This window comes from Hymenobacter negativus, from assembly GCF_017571495.1.
Classification (GTDB): domain Bacteria; phylum Bacteroidota; class Bacteroidia; order Cytophagales; family Hymenobacteraceae; genus Hymenobacter; species Hymenobacter negativus.
Window position 1 is genome coordinate 79,609 of the sequence record NZ_JAGETZ010000019.1, and the last position, 15,307, is coordinate 94,915.

Annotated in this window: 13 protein-coding genes; 8 read left to right on the forward strand and 5 right to left on the reverse strand. The window is 61.7% G+C overall.

Annotated features, from left to right (window positions below):
• Nucleotides 1-43: 43 nt before the first annotated feature.
• Entirely contained in the window at nt 44-1,054 is a 1,011-nt protein-coding gene (locus J4E00_RS26735; protein ID WP_208178413.1) for a chemotaxis protein CheB, read from the reverse strand.
• 182 nt (nt 1,055-1,236) lie between these two features.
• Here J4E00_RS26735 and J4E00_RS26740 point away from each other — a divergent pair, with 182 nt between their 5' ends.
• Nucleotides 1,237-4,269, forward strand: a complete 3,033-nt coding sequence (locus J4E00_RS26740) for a CheR family methyltransferase (protein ID WP_208178414.1) — start codon at nt 1,237-1,239, stop codon at nt 4,267-4,269.
• 62 nt (nt 4,270-4,331) lie between these two features.
• On the opposite strand, the gene J4E00_RS26745 is transcribed toward J4E00_RS26740, so the two are convergent.
• Both J4E00_RS26745 and J4E00_RS26750 read right to left on the reverse strand, forming a co-directional pair.
• Nucleotides 4,332-4,535, reverse strand: coding sequence for a hypothetical protein (locus J4E00_RS26745; protein ID WP_208178415.1), 204 nt, complete (start codon nt 4,533-4,535; stop codon nt 4,332-4,334).
• Nucleotides 4,536-4,554: 19 nt separating this feature from the next.
• The gene (locus J4E00_RS26750) at nt 4,555-4,785 is read right to left on the reverse strand and encodes a hypothetical protein (protein ID WP_208178416.1); all 231 of its coding nucleotides are present in this window, start codon (nt 4,783-4,785) and stop codon (nt 4,555-4,557) included.
• Between the two features lie 325 nt (nt 4,786-5,110).
• Here J4E00_RS26750 and J4E00_RS26755 point away from each other — a divergent pair, with 325 nt between their 5' ends.
• The 4 genes from J4E00_RS26755 (at nt 5,111) to J4E00_RS26770 (ending at nt 10,549) form a co-directional block, all read left to right on the forward strand.
• A complete protein-coding gene (locus tag J4E00_RS26755) occupies nt 5,111-7,126 on the forward strand; it encodes a PAS domain S-box protein (protein ID WP_208178417.1) in 2,016 nt (671 codons plus the stop codon).
• A gap of 118 nt (nt 7,127-7,244) precedes the next feature.
• Nucleotides 7,245-8,018, forward strand: coding sequence for an MbnP family protein (locus J4E00_RS26760; protein WP_208178418.1), 774 nt, complete (start codon nt 7,245-7,247; stop codon nt 8,016-8,018).
• Nucleotides 8,019-8,024: 6 nt separating this feature from the next.
• The gene (locus tag J4E00_RS26765) at nt 8,025-9,140 is read left to right on the forward strand and encodes a cytochrome-c peroxidase (protein ID WP_208178419.1); all 1,116 of its coding nucleotides are present in this window, start codon (nt 8,025-8,027) and stop codon (nt 9,138-9,140) included.
• Between the two features lie 293 nt (nt 9,141-9,433).
• Entirely contained in the window at nt 9,434-10,549 is a 1,116-nt protein-coding gene (locus J4E00_RS26770; protein WP_208178420.1) for a cytochrome-c peroxidase, read from the forward strand.
• A 146-nt stretch (nt 10,550-10,695) separates the two neighbouring features.
• Here the strand turns inward: J4E00_RS26770 and J4E00_RS26775 are convergent, their stop codons facing one another.
• Complete coding sequence (locus J4E00_RS26775) at nt 10,696-11,208, reverse strand: lactoylglutathione lyase family protein (protein ID WP_208178421.1); 513 nt, start codon at nt 11,206-11,208, stop codon at nt 10,696-10,698.
• A gap of 149 nt (nt 11,209-11,357) precedes the next feature.
• Between J4E00_RS26775 and J4E00_RS26780 the strand changes: the two genes are divergently transcribed.
• The 3 genes from J4E00_RS26780 (at nt 11,358) to J4E00_RS26790 (ending at nt 12,492) form a co-directional block, all read left to right on the forward strand.
• A complete protein-coding gene (locus J4E00_RS26780; RefSeq protein ID WP_208178422.1) occupies nt 11,358-11,660 on the forward strand; it encodes a winged helix-turn-helix transcriptional regulator in 303 nt (100 codons plus the stop codon).
• 218 nt (nt 11,661-11,878) lie between these two features.
• Nucleotides 11,879-12,106 carry a heavy metal-binding domain-containing protein gene (locus J4E00_RS26785; RefSeq protein WP_208178423.1) on the forward strand — a complete coding sequence of 76 codons (228 nt, stop codon included), beginning with the start codon at nt 11,879-11,881 and terminating at the stop codon, nt 12,104-12,106.
• 170 nt (nt 12,107-12,276) lie between these two features.
• A complete protein-coding gene (locus tag J4E00_RS26790) occupies nt 12,277-12,492 on the forward strand; it encodes a heavy-metal-associated domain-containing protein (protein WP_208178424.1) in 216 nt (71 codons plus the stop codon).
• Nucleotides 12,493-12,563: 71 nt separating this feature from the next.
• Here the strand turns inward: J4E00_RS26790 and J4E00_RS26795 are convergent, their stop codons facing one another.
• On the reverse strand, nt 12,564-15,191 hold the full coding sequence (locus J4E00_RS26795) for a cellulase family glycosylhydrolase (RefSeq protein ID WP_208178425.1): 2,628 nt from the start codon (nt 15,189-15,191) through the stop codon (nt 12,564-12,566).
• Between the last annotated feature and the right edge of the window lie 116 nt (nt 15,192-15,307).

The window sequence follows — 15,307 nt, forward strand, 5'->3', positions numbered from 1 at the left end:
GTTGGCCCGGGAGGGCTCGGTTGCAGTCGGAAATCAGTTAGCTCTATAGTTTGGGACTGGCGCTGCCATTGCTGCCGTTGAGCAGGAACTCACGCAGGCGGTTGATGTGCTTTTTGATTTCTTCCAGCCGCTCTTCCTGCTGCACCGAGTAAAGCCCTTCGCCGCGCACGGCCATGCTGGTGAGTAGGTTTTTGCGCTCCTCCATCATGCGCAGGGCCACCCAGAGGGTTTCCTCCAGGCTCTGCTCGGAACTGAGCAGCAACGAATCGGCGGTGAAGGCGTGGCCGGTGTGGCAGCGAAAGCGCAGTACCCGGCCTTCTTTCACTTCCCAGAGGTTGCCGCCGCAGTCGGGGCAGGTGAGGGCCACCGGGGTGCCTAGCTTGGATACTTCTTCGGTTGTTCCCACGACTCTTTCCGCAATAGCGGCCTCCTGTTTAAGGTCTTCGGGTATGGAGCTTTGGTGCCGGGATGAGGTGCCCCGGGTGATTTCGTCCAGCAGCGGCCCCATCATATTCAGGGGCACCACGTAGTCGACGTCTACGTTGCGGAGGGCCGTCTCGGGCATGCTGGGAAACTCGGCCTCGTGGGGGTCTTGCACCACGGCAATGCCGCCGCAGCGCTTGATAAACTCCAGGCCGGCGGTGCCATCGTGCAGCATGCCCGTAAGCACAATGCCGACCACGTTTGGGCCAAAGGCCACGGCGGCTGACCGGAAGAGGGCATCGGCCGACGGGCGGTAGTGGTTTTCGCGGGGCCCTTTGGTCACCAGCAGGTGGGGCGTGGACCCGTCTTTGGCCAGCAGGTGGCGGTCGGGCGGGGCCAGGTAGATGGTCCCGTTTTCGATGGGTTCGCCATGGGTAGGCAGGCGGCAGGGCAGGGACGTGTGGCGGGCCAGGCGGTCGACGAGGTGCTGGCCATCGGAGTCGGGGGCGAAGTGCTGCACCACCAGGACGGCAGCGTGCAGCGTGGGAGGGAGCAGGGCAACGAATTGCACCAGTGCCGGCATGCCACCGGCCGAGGTGCCTACTACAATGAGGTGAGAGGGCGCAGCCATCAGAAACAGGAAAGGAAAGGCTTTTTTCTACGGTAAAGAGGGAAGGAAAGATAACGGGCCGAGGGTTTTCCGGTAAATTTGTTTTGGGCTGCACGCAAGGTTTTTGCCACCCGCTGTGCTCATTCTGCGCTTTGCCACCCCACCGCGCTGGTGGGCCGCCTGCCCGACTTTATCTCCGCTCAATGACCCCAAACGACTTACCGCTCGCCACCGACGAGTCGGGGCTTACCATCACTCCCCCCGATGAGATGCCGCGCGATGCCGACGAACCCACTACCGAAACCATGCTGCGCGAGGCCGCCCGAACGGCCCATCAAAACGATAAGTTTCCGGTGGTGGCGCTGGGGGGCTCGGCGGGCTCGTTGGCGGCATTTGAGCAGTTCTTTCTGAACATGCCATCTGACAGCGGCATGGCCTTCATTGTGGTGTCGCACCTGGCACCGGACCAGGAGTCGGAGCTGGCCCAGGTGCTGCAGCACTTCACAACCATGCCGGTGCGGGAAGCCACCGACGGCCTGCGCGTGCGCCCCAACCAGGTGTACGTGATTCCGCCAAACCGCGACATGAGCATTCTGCACGGCATGCTGCTGCTCTTTGCGCCCACCCAGCCGCCGGGCCGCCGCCTACCCATCGACTTCTTTTTCCAGAGCCTGGCCAAGGATGCGCGCGACCGCGCCGTGTGCGTGGTGTGCTCGGGGCTGGGCTCGGATGGCACGCTGGGCCTGAAAATGGTGATGGAGAACTTTGGGATGGTAATGGTGCAGGACCCCGATAGCGCCGAGTTCGACGCGATGCCCCGCTCGGCCATGGCCACCGAGTTTGTGGACTACGTGCTGCCCGCCGCGGACCTACCCAACAAGCTGATTGAGTACGTGCGCCAGCCCAGTACACGCCCGCGCCGCGAAGAGGCCGAGAGCAGCGCCCGGCCCGCGCACGCCCTCCAAAAAATCTTCCACCTGATTCGGGCCCAAACGGGGCACGACTTCTCGTTTTACAAACGCAACACGGTGTTCCGGCGCATTGAGCGGCGCATGAACTCGCACCAGATTCGGGAGTTCACGCACTACGTGCGCTACCTGCAGGAAAACCCGCCCGAGGTGGAGGCTTTGTTTAAAGAACTGCTGATTGGGGTGACCAAGTTTTTCCGGGACCGCGAGGCCTTCGACCACCTCAAGCAGCGCCTGCTGCCCCTGCTGCGCCAGAAACCCGCCGACAGCACCGTGCGGGTGTGGGCCCCGGGCTGCTCGACGGGCGAGGAAGCCTACAGCCTGGCCATGACCCTGCTCGAATGCCTGGATGGCGTGGAGCGCACGAAGTACCTCAAGGTCCAGATTTTTGCAACCGACATTAACCCCGACGGCATCGACTTTGCCCGCGCCGGCCTGTATACCGACAATGTGGTGCCCGACGTGAGCCCCGAGCGCCTGCGCCGCTTCTTCACGAAAAGCGAGGAGGGCTACCGCATCAAGAAAGAGGTGCGCGACGTAGTGGTGTTTGCCGTGCACGACCTCAACAAGGACGCACCTTTCACCAAGCTCGACCTGCTGGTGTGCCGCAACCTGCTCATTTACCTGAGCGCGGAGCTGCAAAAAAACCTCATTCCGGTGTTTCACTACGCCATCAACCCCGGCGGGCTGCTGTTTTTGGGCCCGAGCGAAAACCTTACCGGCTTTCAGGACCTGTTTCAGCCCCTGGACGTGAAGTGGAAGCTTTCGCGCCGCACCGATACGCCGTCGTCGCTGAGCCGGCTCGCCAATTTCCCTTTTTCCCTGAACCGGCAGCACACCCAGCCGTCGCCCGCCTCCGCCTCCGGCCCTATGACTTCCAATTCCTCCCGCAAAGAAGGCGCGTTTGCCACCCTGGTGCAGCGCGTGCTGCTGCGTCAGTACACCCCGCCCGCTGTCGTCATCAACCCCAAGGGCGAAATCCTGTACGTGAACGGCCGCACCGGCCGCTTCCTGGAGCCGGCCCCCGGCCTGGGTGCCATGAACATTTTCGACATGGCCCGCGAGGAGCTGAACTACGAGCTGAGCGAGAGCGTGCACAAGGCCATTGCGGGACGGCAGGACGTGACGGCCGAAAACGTGAAGCTGCGCCTCGAAAACGGCGTGCAGCTCATTCGCCTCACCGTGAGGGTGCTGGAGGAGAGCGAGCAGTTGGCCGGCCTGCTGCTGGTGGTGTTTGAGGAGCAGCCCACCTCGCGCAAGCTGCGGCTGGGCAAAACCAAGGAGCCGGCGCCCGATGCCACGGTGCAGGCCCTGGAAAAGGAGCTGCAGTACACCAAACACCGCCTCCAAACCACCATTGAGGAAATGGAAAGCAGCGTGGAGGAGCTGAAAAGCACCAACGAGGAGCTGCAAAGCGCCAACGAGGAGCTGCAAAGCACCAACGAGGAGGCCATGACCAACAAGGAGGAGATGCAGAGCCTGAACGAGGAGCTGATGACCCTCAACATGCAGTACCTGAGCAAAACCGAGGAGCTGAGCCAGGCTGCCAATGACATGAAGAACCTGCTCGATGCCACGGAAATTGCCACCATCTTCCTCGACAACGACATGGTGATAAAGCGCTTCACGCCCCCCGTGCACCGCATTGTGAGCCTGTTGCCGAGCGACGTGGGCCGCCCCATCACCCACTTTGCCAACACCCTGCGCCACGAAAACCTGGCCCAGGACGTGAAGCTGGTGCTCGACCGCCTGGTGACCGTGGCGGCCAACATTCAGACCACCCAGGGTGAGTGGTACGCCATGCGCATTCTGCCCTACCGCACCCTCGACAACTACATCAGCGGGGCCGTCATCACCTTCACCGACATCACCGACCTCAAGCTCCTCGAAGTCCAGCTCCAGGAAAGCGCCCGCTTTGCCGAGAGCATTGTGGAAACCATGCGCGAGCCCCTGCTGGTGCTCGACGGCCAGCAGCGCGTGTTGGCCAGCAGCGGCGCCTTTGCCAAGCTGTTTGGGCTGGATGCCACCAGCATTCGGGGGCAGCTGCTGAGCGAGCTGGACGGTGGCGCCTGGCGGCAGCCCGCCCTGCGCCAGCGCCTGGAAGAAGCCCTGGTGCAGGGCAGCCCGCCGTTTGAGGATTTCCGCATCACGGCCGATTTTCCCACGGCCGGCCCGTGCGAGCTGCTGCTCTACGGCCGCACCATCACCAGCCACGGCGCCCGCACCGGCCACCTGCTGCTGGGCGTGGCCCACGTAACGGCGGGGTAAGGCGGGGCCGTTCTGGTGGGGCCACGGCGGCGCAGACGTTGGGTCTCACCCCCGGTCCGGCCCTACGGCCCCTCCTCAACGGGTGGGGGCGGCGTGGGCCAGCGGTCCAGCATCGCGCAGTAGGGGCAGCGGGGAAGGTTAAGGCCTTTGCCGGGTAGCTGGTCGGCGGGGGCAATGCTTTGGGCAATGGGGCAGCGGGCATGGTCGTGCCACACCGTGGCCAGCCCAATGCCGCGCAAAGGGGAATGAAATGGTTTTATTCGCATGTAAGCAAAGGAGGGTGGGCTACGCGCCCCGTCGCACGGGTGCTTTCGGCGCGGGCGAAGTAGCGGCATCCAGGGCATGACGTACGTCGCTCCAGGTCAGCTCGCCGGCCACGTAGCGGTCGAAAAGCTGCTGGGTGAGAGCGGGCACGCGGGCGGCCAGCTGCGGAAACGTCTGTTGAAGCTGGCGCAACACATAGGCGCGCTGCTGGGGCGTCTGGGCCGCTGGGCCGAAGCGGGGGTCGTACGTCATGGCCGTGGATGGTAGAAAGTCAGGAAAATATTGCCTTACAAATTTCCTCAACAGCCGTCTGCCGCCCTAGCGACAAATACTGATTTTGCCGTCTTGGCAAATACGGAAATTCAATGGCTGCGCCTGCGTACGCATTGCCGTGGGCCAGTGTAGTTGTCTGAAAGGCCGTTTGAAATAAACCCAAGTACCGGCCGGGTGCTGTGACGTATGAAAGCCCAAGCCTGGCGGGCAGCGGTTTTCGCCAAGGGCTTTTCCATCGACCACGTCCTATATTCGGGGCGGCTTGCGTTGCGCCGTGCCAAGGCTGCTCCATCTCCTTCCTGCTATGCCTGCTTCCGACCATCTCGCCCCCGGCGCTCCCACACCCGACCAGCAGCCCGCCGCCAGCGGCGTGCACGCCGCCCTGCTGGAGCTGCGGGCCCGCGCCGAAAAGCGCCGCCACCTCGTCACGCAGGCCACCGAGTCCTACACCCCCGAGGAAGTGCGACGCCTGGTGCAGGAGTTGCAAGTGCACCAGATAGAGCTCGAAATGCAGTACGAGGAGCTGTTGCTGGCCCAGGGCGAGACCCAGGCCGCCCGCGCCCAGTACGTGGACCTCTACGATTTTGCGCCGGTGGGCTACTTCTCGCTGTCGGCCACGGGCCAGATTGAGCAGCTCAACTTTTGCGCCAGCAAGCAGCTGGGCACCGTGCGGCAGCGGCTGGTGGGGCGGCGCTTTGCCCTGTTTGTGGCCCCGGCCCAGCGCCTGGAGTTCGGGCAGTTTCTGGCCCGGGTGCTCAGCAGCGAAAGCACCCAGAGCATGGAGCTGCAAATGATGCGCGACGACGGCACCTACTTCTACGGCCAGCTGGAAGGCCTGCGGACGGATACATCCGCCGGCCCGCAGTGCCGCCTGGCCGTGCTCGACGCCACCACCCGCCGGGAAGCCGTGACGGCGCTGGCCGCCAGCGAAACCCGCTTTCGTAAGCTCTTCAACGAGAGCAACGACGCCGTGGCCCTGCTGCAAGGCCACCTGTTTGTGGACTGCAACGACGCCGCCCTGCGCCTGCTGGGCGCTCGCCACCGCGAGCAGCTGGTGGGTAAATCGGCCTGGTCTTGTGCCCCCGAACGGCAGCCCGACGGCCGCCGCACCATCGACCTGTTTCGGGACAGCATTACCGAAGCCCTCCGCTACGGCTCCAAGCGCTGCCAGGCCCTGATGCGCCAGGCATCGGGCGAAGAAATCTGGCTGGAGGCCTCGCTCACGCCCATCGAGCTGGGCGGCGACACGCCGGTAGTGCACATCATGTGGCGCGACATCACGGCCGAGCGCGACGCCCGGCAGGAGCTTCAGCAAGGCAAAGAGTTTATCGAAAGCCTGCTCGATAATAGCGTGGACGGCATTATTGCCTACGACCGCACTCTGCGCATCAACACCTGGAACACTGAAGCTGCCCGCTGCTTTGGCGTGGCGGCGGCCAATGCGCTGGGACGTACTCTGTTTGAGGTATTGCCGTACCTAGAAGATAAAGAGGCGCACGAGTTGATAAACCGGGCCCTGGCCGGCGAGCGGGTCGACCGCCTGAACCAGCCGTTCCAGGACCGGCCCGGCAACTACGATGTGCACCTGGTGCCCCTGCGCCCCGACGATAGGGCGGAGCCCAACGGCGTGCTGGCCATTGTGCGCGACGTGACCGAGCGTAATCGCCTGGCTGAGGAGGCCACGCGGCAGCGCCTGCGCCGGCAGCAGGCCGTGCTCTCGGCCATCCTCACCACCCAGGAGTCGGAGCGCAAGCGCATTGCCGAGGCCCTGCACAACGGCCTGGGCCAACTGCTTTATGCCGCCAAACTCAGCCTGGAGCGCACTGGCCAAACCACCCGTACCCACGGCCCCCTCAAGCTGCTGGACGAAGCCATCCGGACTACCCGCACCCTCTCCTTCGAACTCACACCCGGCGTGCTGGAGGACTTTGGCCTGCGCACGGCCCTCGAAACCCTGGCCGAGCGCCTGGCCCCAGCCAATCTGCCCGTACGCCTGCACCTGGCCGGCCTGGATGGGGAGCGGCTCTCAACGGCCGTCGAAATCACGGTATACCGCACGGTGCAGGAGCTGCTCAACAACGTGATGAAGCACGCCGAAGCCACTGAGGTAGAGGTGCACGTAGCCCGCGAGGATGGGCACCTCTACGTGAGCGTGGAAGACAACGGGCACGGTTTCGACGCCGCTACGCTGGCTACGCAGCCGCTCACTGGCATTGGGCTGGCGGGGGTGCGCAACCGCGTGGCCCTGCTCGGCGGGCAGCTCTCGGTGAACTCGCGCCTGGGCCAGGGCACCATTGTGAGCTTCGAGCTGGACGTGTAGGCCGGTTTCGGCCTGATTGTTGCGCGGTTGAGGCACCAGCGCGGCTCCCAATTTGCTGCTGCGGCAGTGAACTTGCGCCGCGCGTTTGCGCTTGTGTCATCACCCCCGCCAATCACCTATGCACCACCCTTTACTTCACCAGCTGAAGCCGGCGGCCCTGGCCGTACTGCTGGCCGGCTGCGGCAAGAAAACCGAAGAGCCGGCGCCCAGCACCGGCAGCTTCGCCATTGAGATGGAGCCCGTGGTGGGCACCACTGACCTGCAGCTGAACACCCAGACCTATAACAAAGCCGATGGCCAGGCCTTCACGGTGTCGAAGTTTAAGTTTCTGATTTCAAACCTGACGCTGACCCGGGCCGACGGCACTGCCTACGCCGTGCCCGACGGCTATTACCTTATCGACGCGGCCACCCCAACATCGCTGCACCTCGTCATCGACAAGGTGCCGCTGGGCGACTACACCGGCCTCCGCTTCGTGGTGGGCGTGGATGCGGCCCACAACAACGCTACCTTCACCAGCGGTGGCCTCAACCACAGCAATGACCTGTACTGGGAGTGGAGCAACGAGTACGTGTTCCTGAAAATGGCCGGCACGTCGCCCCAGGCCGGCGGCGGAACCGGCCGTGCCCTCACCTTCGACATTGGCGGTACCAACGTGGCCCGCACCGTGGCACCTACCTTCGGCAGCAACGTGCTGCCCGTGAAAGCTGGCCACACGCCCGAAATCCACATGTCTGTGGATGTTCTGGGCTTATTTGATGGAGCTACCGCCGCGCAGAGCGTTAACTTCGTGACCACCTATTCGGTGGAAAGTGGCAGCCCCTGGGCGCCCGTGGTGGCTGACAACTACGCAGCCGGCATGTTTGAAGTCGAGCATATTCATTCCAACTAAGGCCGTATGAAATCACCTTTCATCCTGATGTTTGCGGGCCTGCTGGCTCTGGCCGGCTGCCAGCACGACTCCGACACCGTGGACCCTACCGACCCGGAAGGTCCCGTAGTGGCCCCCACGCCCTACGCGCTGGTGGTGCCCAGCAACTTCCCGGCCCCCATCGCCAGCCCCACCGACAACCCCCTGACAGTGGAGGGCGTGGCCCTGGGCCGCCACCTATTCTACGAGAAGGGGCTGTCGGTGAACAACACCATTGCCTGCGCCTCGTGCCACAAGCAGGAGCTGGCCTTTAGCGACGGCTTGGCCCGGGCGCAGGGCGTGAATGGGACCGTTTCGCCACGTAGCGCCATGTCGCTGGCCAACCTGGCCTGGGAGCCCAAGCTGACCTGGGACGGGGCGGCTGCAAACCTCGAAGCGCAAGCGCGCATTCCCATCGAAAACCCGGTGGAAATGCACCAGACCCTGAGCGCCGGCATGGCCCGGCTGCAAGCCACGAGCACGTACCCAAAGCTCTTTCGCAGTGCTTTCGGCAGCAGCGTCATCACCGAAGACAAGGTGCTCAAGGCCCTGGCCCAATTTGAGCGGACCCTGATTTCGGGCAACTCGCGCTACGACCAGTTCCGGCGCGGCAACCGCACGGCCCTCAGCAGCTACGAGCAGCAGGGGCTGGTGCTGTTCACCACCCACCCCAATGGCTCGCTGCGCGGCGGCAATTGCGGCGACTGCCATTCCGGCGACCTGCAAACCAACCGCACTTTCAGCAACAACGGCCTCGACGCCACCTTCACGGACCTGGGCTTGGGCCTGCAAACCGGCCGCCCCACCGACAACGGCAAGTTCCGGGTGCCTTCGCTGCGCAACATTGCCCTCACCGCGCCTTACATGCACGACGGCCGCTTTCCCACTCTGGCCGCCGTGGTGGACCACTACAACGAGCATGTCATCTTGAACAGCCCCAATATCGACCCACTGCTGCTCAATACCACCAACGACCCCAACCAGCGCAGCTTCACCCTCGACCTGACCGTTGACGAGAAAGCCAAAATAGTGGCCTTTCTGCAAACCCTGACCGATACTTCCTTCACCAACGACCCGCGCTTCTCCAAGCCGCCTCTGCCTTAGCGGCAGTCATCCGTCATCCGGAGCAAAGCGAAGGACCTTATCACGGCTAAATGATTAACATTGCTGTTAGTCTTCGAGTCGTGATAAGGTCCTTCGCTTTGCTCCGGATGACAGGTAAGCAGAACAGATTTCTAACCTCGCGGAATCATTTTCAAGCTGATTTTAGCAACTGGCGCATGCACCAGGCCGGTGCCAGCAGCCCTACTGCACCTGTCTAATTCACGAAAGCTTGCAGGTGGTATATTTATTCTTGATATATTTACTTTTTAATAAGTGAATCTACTCAAGAGTGCATGAGAGCAAAACTTCTACTAATCGGGGCCGCGCTGCTGGCCGTGGTGAGTTGCCGAAGCGAGGGCGAAACGCCTGACCCTACGGACCCCGAGGGACCAGTAGCACCGCCTACGCCGTATGTGCTCAGCATCCCCAGCAACTTCCCGCCGGCCCGGTCCACTCCGCCCGACAACCCCCTAACGGTGGAGGGCGTGGCCCTGGGCCGCCACCTGTTTTATGAAACGGCCTTATCGGTGAACAACACCATTGCCTGCGCTTCGTGCCACAAGCAGGAACTGGCCTTCACCGATGGCCAGGCCCGCGCCCAGGGCGTGAATGGCAGCATGGGAACGCGCAGTGCTATGTCGCTGGCCAATGTGGGCTGGGAGTTCTTTCTGAATTGGGACGGGGCGGCTGCAAACCTCGAAGCGCAGGCGCGCATTCCCATCGAAAACCCGGTGGAAATGCACCAGACCCTGAGCGCTGGCGTGGCCCGGCTGCAAGCCACGAGCGCCTACCCGAAACTCTTTCGCAGTGCTTTCGGCAGCAGCGTCATCACCGAAGACAAGGTGCTCAAGGCCCTGGCCCAGTTTGAGCGGACCCTGATTTCGGGCAACTCGCGCTACGACCAGTTCCAGCGCGGCAACCGCACGGCCCTCAGCAGCTACGAGCAGCAGGGCTTGCTGCTCTTCGTCACGCATCCGGATGGCACCGCGGCCGGGCGCGGCGGCAACTGCAGCGACTGCCACGCCGGCTCCCTGCAAACCAACCGGCGCTTTACCAATAATGGACTCGACGCCACCTTCAGCGACTTGGGCCAGGGCCTGGTCACGGGCCTGCCCACCGACAATGGCAAGTTCCGGGTGCCCTCGCTGCGCAACATCGCTCTCACCGCGCCCTACATGCACGACGGCCGTTTTCCTACTCTGGCCGCCGTGCTGGACCATTACAACGAGCACGTAGTGTTGAACAGCCCCAACATCGACCCATTGATTCTAAATGGTACCAATACCCCCGGCCACCCGACGCTGGAACTGACACCCACCGAAAAGGCCAAGATTGTGGCCTTCCTGCAAACCCTGACGGATAGCACCTTTATTCGGGACCCGCGCTTTTCCAAACCGCCTCAGCTTTAAGCTTAGGGCAGTTTCGGCACCGATGCCGAAACCGCTCTAGAATGGTCATGCGAAAGTAACCGCCCAACCGGGGCGGGAACGCTCCAACTAGGAACCGCGCTAAATCCGGGTTGTAGCGCAGTTCCCGAAGCCGGTAGGCTGGAGGATTATTTATTATATGCTCCGGAGGAGTAGGTTAGCTCGTAGCTATGGGTGTAAATCTCGAATACGATGCCGAAAGGGTCTTCCACGTAGCACATCCGATAAGGCTTTTCGTTGGGATAATATGCGCGGATGGGCATACGCTGCTTGCCGCCGTGGGCTACTATTTTCTGCACCAGGCCTTCAATATCCGGGTCTTGGATGCTGAAGTGAAAAAGGCCTGTATTGAAGGGCTCGAAGGCAGGTGCTTCTTTTCGGCCATGTAAAAAGGAAAATAGCTCGATGCCGATGCCATCTCCGGTAGACAAGTGGGCAATTTCAAACTGTTGCCAGCCGGTTCCGAACACATCCAGGCACATCTGGCCGATGGCTGTTTCGGTTTCTTCGGTGACAACGCTGGGGGCCATAATCAGATACCAGCCCATGACTTCGGTGTAGAAGGTAACGGCGGCGTTGATGTCGGGTACCGTGAGGCCAATATGAGAGAAAGCTTTGGGGTAAACAGGCGGTACTTGCATGTGTAGTGTGGGGTAAAAGGGTCATTGCCAATAGAAAGCAATAGTAAATTTACCTTGGCCTACCTGGAAGCGCAAGTACTTACCAAACGGTAACTAAGTGACCAGCAGGGGTAAAATGCTTAGGTGCAGCTGCTAAAAATATGCCTCAAATGAAGAAATATGCCTGCCCGCTCCAGCGAACGATGGACCTGATTGGTACGAAATGGAAGCCGCAGGTTCTGTTTCATCTTCTCGAAGGACCGCAGCGCTCGGGCGTATTGCAACAGACGATGCCCGGTATATCCAATAAGATGTTCACCCAGACCGTGCGGGAGCTAGAGCAGGACCACCTACTGACCCGAACGGTTTACCCCGTCGTGCCCCCGCATGTTGAATACGAACTGACGGCACTGGGTCAGTCGATAAAGCTGATTCTGTGTGAGTTAGATGAGTGGGGGAAGCTAGAGGAATAGAAACAGTGGTTGCCATCGCGTTTTGCGCGGAGTATACCGGCATCACTGGTCGAAAGTAGAGCATAGCCCCGGCGGAGGACTCCCCTGGCTTGGCTGGGCCACCTGGCCGGAGCGGCCCGATTAGGCATCGGCTGTGCAGCCGGAACCATATCTGCTAAATTTGTGGTTCGACGGGCCCGGAACTGCCACGCCCGGCTTCTTTTACTTTGTTTTTCGCCATGCTTTCAGCGTTTCGCCCGTTTCTGTTTTCGGCCTTTGGTGCCGCCATTTTGTGCCTGAACAGCTGCGGCGAAAGCCAGAAGCCGGCCGCCACTGTTGCCCCGGCCGCTACGAAGGCTCCTGTGGTGGAGGCCCGCTACGAGTGCCCCATGGGCTGCGCCGGTAGCCAAAGCAACAAGCCCGGCAAGTGCCCCACCTGCGAGATGGAGCTGGAGAAAAAGTCGTAGCTGAAAACGCCGACGCCCCTTGCCAGCGGCATAATTATGCAGGTTTAAACGGGAATTCTGTGTGAGCTTCCAGCGAGTGAAAACGTACTTTTACGTGACTGCCAGCCAGGGCTCGAATATCGTTTTTAATCCCCTAAAGGCTGGTGTTTTTCGCTAACTACTCCATTGCCATGTCCACCCTTCGCTTCAAAACCACCATCAACTGCGGCGGCTGCATCAAAGCCGTAACGCCTGCTCTCAACCAGGAAGTAGGCGCCAACAATTGGCAAGTCGACACCGCCAACCCCGACAAAATCCTGACTGTAAACTCCACCCAGGCTACTCCGGCTCAAGTGGTAAAAGCAGTAGAAGCCGCCGGCTTCGAGATTCAGGCACTGGCTTCATAAGCTACATTGGTTCAATAAAAAAGCGGCCACTCCTTTCGGAATGGCCGCTTTTTTATTGAACCTGCTTGGTATCAGTGCAACGATACGGACTCGATATCCAGGCTGAGTGGGCTGCTGGTGGCATTGGCTGTCTCCCAGGTCACTTGCAGCACTTCGGCATCGGTCAGTTTCAAGGCGGGCGGGTTGGCCGGCTGGTACTCCAGGGGACCAAAGCCGGGGTAGGGGCGAGGCACCAACAGCGCCGCCGCTGGCCGGAATGCACTGAGCGGCAGGCGCAATTCCTGCACCTCCGCGCCTAGCGGCAGCGCGGCCGAGTAGGCCACGGCATCCTTAGTTATGAGTGTGACTCGTGCGCTGGCGCCGGGCTGACTGCTGCGCGCCCGTACCACCACCTCAGTGAAGCCGGCCAAGTCGCTGCTGCGGCCCGCCAGCTTGTCACTGAAAAAGGCCCGTAGGCTGGCAGCCGGTCCCGTAGTGGCGGGTTGGCCGGACTGAGGTGGGCTTTGTACCAGGCGCAGGGCCAGATTGCCATCGGGCAGGGTTACGTAGTCGGTCCAGGCGGTGGGGGCGAGGCCGCGGGCTTCCACCGATTCCTGGTCGTGGCTGGCCCGGAAGAGGGGGAGCAGGGTGCCAGCGGCCACAATGGGCACTTGGAAATGCTCGGCGTGGGCGTAATCCCAGTCGCGCGGCTGGCCGGTGAAGTTGCCGGGGTAGGTGAAAGTTTGCGTTCCGCCCCGCTGGGCGCCTTTTTTCACCACAATCCAGTAGCGCAGCTGCCCGGGGTACAGCAGCTCGGCTGGCACGGTGGCGGCGACCGTAGCGTAGGCCGTGGTGGTCATGGGCAGGGTGCGCGTCTGGCCGTAGTAGTGCTGCGCCACCAGAAAGACGCTGTCGGTAGCGGCCAACTCGGTGAGGGTGGCGCTGAGGCGCAGGGGCTGGCCGGCCGCGGCCTGGGTGGGCGGCGTGTGGCGCAGCTGGCGGCCCAGCTCCAGGTTTTTGGGCATCACAAACTCACCCAGCTGCAAGTGGCCGTTGAATGTCGTGCGCTCGGTGTAGGCCGTGGTGGCCTTGCCAGGGGCGGTGAGCAAATAGGCCCCGGGCTTGAGCGTGAGGCGACCCTGGGCGGCGTGGCTTTGCTCGCTGTTGCCTTCGTTCAGTCCTTTGACGGCGAAGCCCGGCCCCAGGTCATTCAGCGAAAGTTGCAGCGGCTGCTCGTTCCATAAAATCTGCGTGACGGGCTTGCTCAGCGAGGCTTTCTCAAACGGGTCGCGGATGGGCACGGCATCGGGCATCACCTCCAGGCGCCACACGCCGGGCGCCAGCTTATCCAGAAAATACGCGCCGGTGCCGCCGTAGCTCACCACCGGCGACGAGCCCACGCCCGCCAAGTGCTGCAGCTTGGCCGGCTGCCTGGGCACGGTGCCGGTGTTGGCGGTGTAGTAGAATTCCTCCGGCGTGTTCATTTCGCTCAGTTGCTGCCGGTAGCTGATGTGGAAGGCCCCGAATACGGAGTCCTGCGGGTAGCGTGGGAATTGCTGCCCGCACCCCACGCTGCGGAATACTTTGCCCGCAATGAGCATACTGATGGCCTTGGCCGGCGTGTAGGCCAGGTTCAGGTAGTGGGTTTGGTATTCGGTGTTGGCATGAGCCAGCGCCAGCGGGTCGTAGGCAAACTGCGTGGCCCACTGAAAACCGGCCTCCCGGAAGCTGCGGGCCATAAACGGGTACATCACCGGTTGAATAATATCAGCCGATTCGAACTCGTAAATCATCTTGGCTTTGCTCGCAAAGCGCGGGTCCTGGCGGAATGGGATGGGGTATTGGTCCACGTAAGGCAGAAAGTTGCCGCGCAGCGTGTGGTTGCTCACCAGGCCCTGTGGGTACCACTGAAACGTGAGCCCATCCACCTTGGCATTGAGCACGGCGGCATACACATCAGGGTTTTCCGACACGTTGTAGAACACCGGCTTGCGACAGCCCGTGGCCCGGATAGCGGCGGCCATGCGGTCGGCAAAGCTGGTGATTTGGGCCTCGGGCTGGTGATACTTGGGTTCGTTACACACTTCAAAGGCCAGAATACCGGGGTCTTCGCGGTTGAGCAGCTTGGTATAAGGGTTGCGGTGGTTGAGAAACTGCGTGAGGTAGCGCTCCTGGGCTGCAATAGCCTGTGGGTTGGTATAGGCCTCGCCCTTGGAATAGATGCTCGAAAAGCCGGTGCCCGAGTCCTGCTCGGGGTAGCCGTTGTTCCAGTAGGCAATGGGCGTGAGAATGATTTTGATGCCGCGCTGCTTCAGTTCCTGCACCAGAAAATCGAGTAGGCGCAGGTGCTCGTTTTCCTGCAAATTGCCCGCCGTGTCGGTGATTTCTACGTCCCAGACGTGCACCCGAAACGCATCAACACCCAGCCGGGCCAGGTGGTACACGTCCTGCCGGATGGCCTGCTCATGATTCACGCCTAGCTTCTGGTGCGCCCGGTAAGAGTAGGCGAAAGGCGTGGTATAATTCACCCCAAACAGGGCAACTTCCTGCTTGCCCTGCTGCCATCGCAGCACGCCTTTGCCATCCACAAAAACGTCGCCGGTATGTTCCTTACTGGCTTTTTGAGCCAGCGCTCCCGCCGGGTCGCCTAGGCAAAGAGCAGTGCTGAAAAACGTCAGCAGCAATGGGCGCAAGGGCTTGGAGAAATTAATAAGCATCATTTATAAAGCAGATTGAGCCTGCGAAGGTACGATATGCAATGATTCACGCAAACGTTTGCATGAATTGAAAAAAATGTGCTAATTTTCGGCCCGCAACCGCTCTGGCTTGTCTTTTC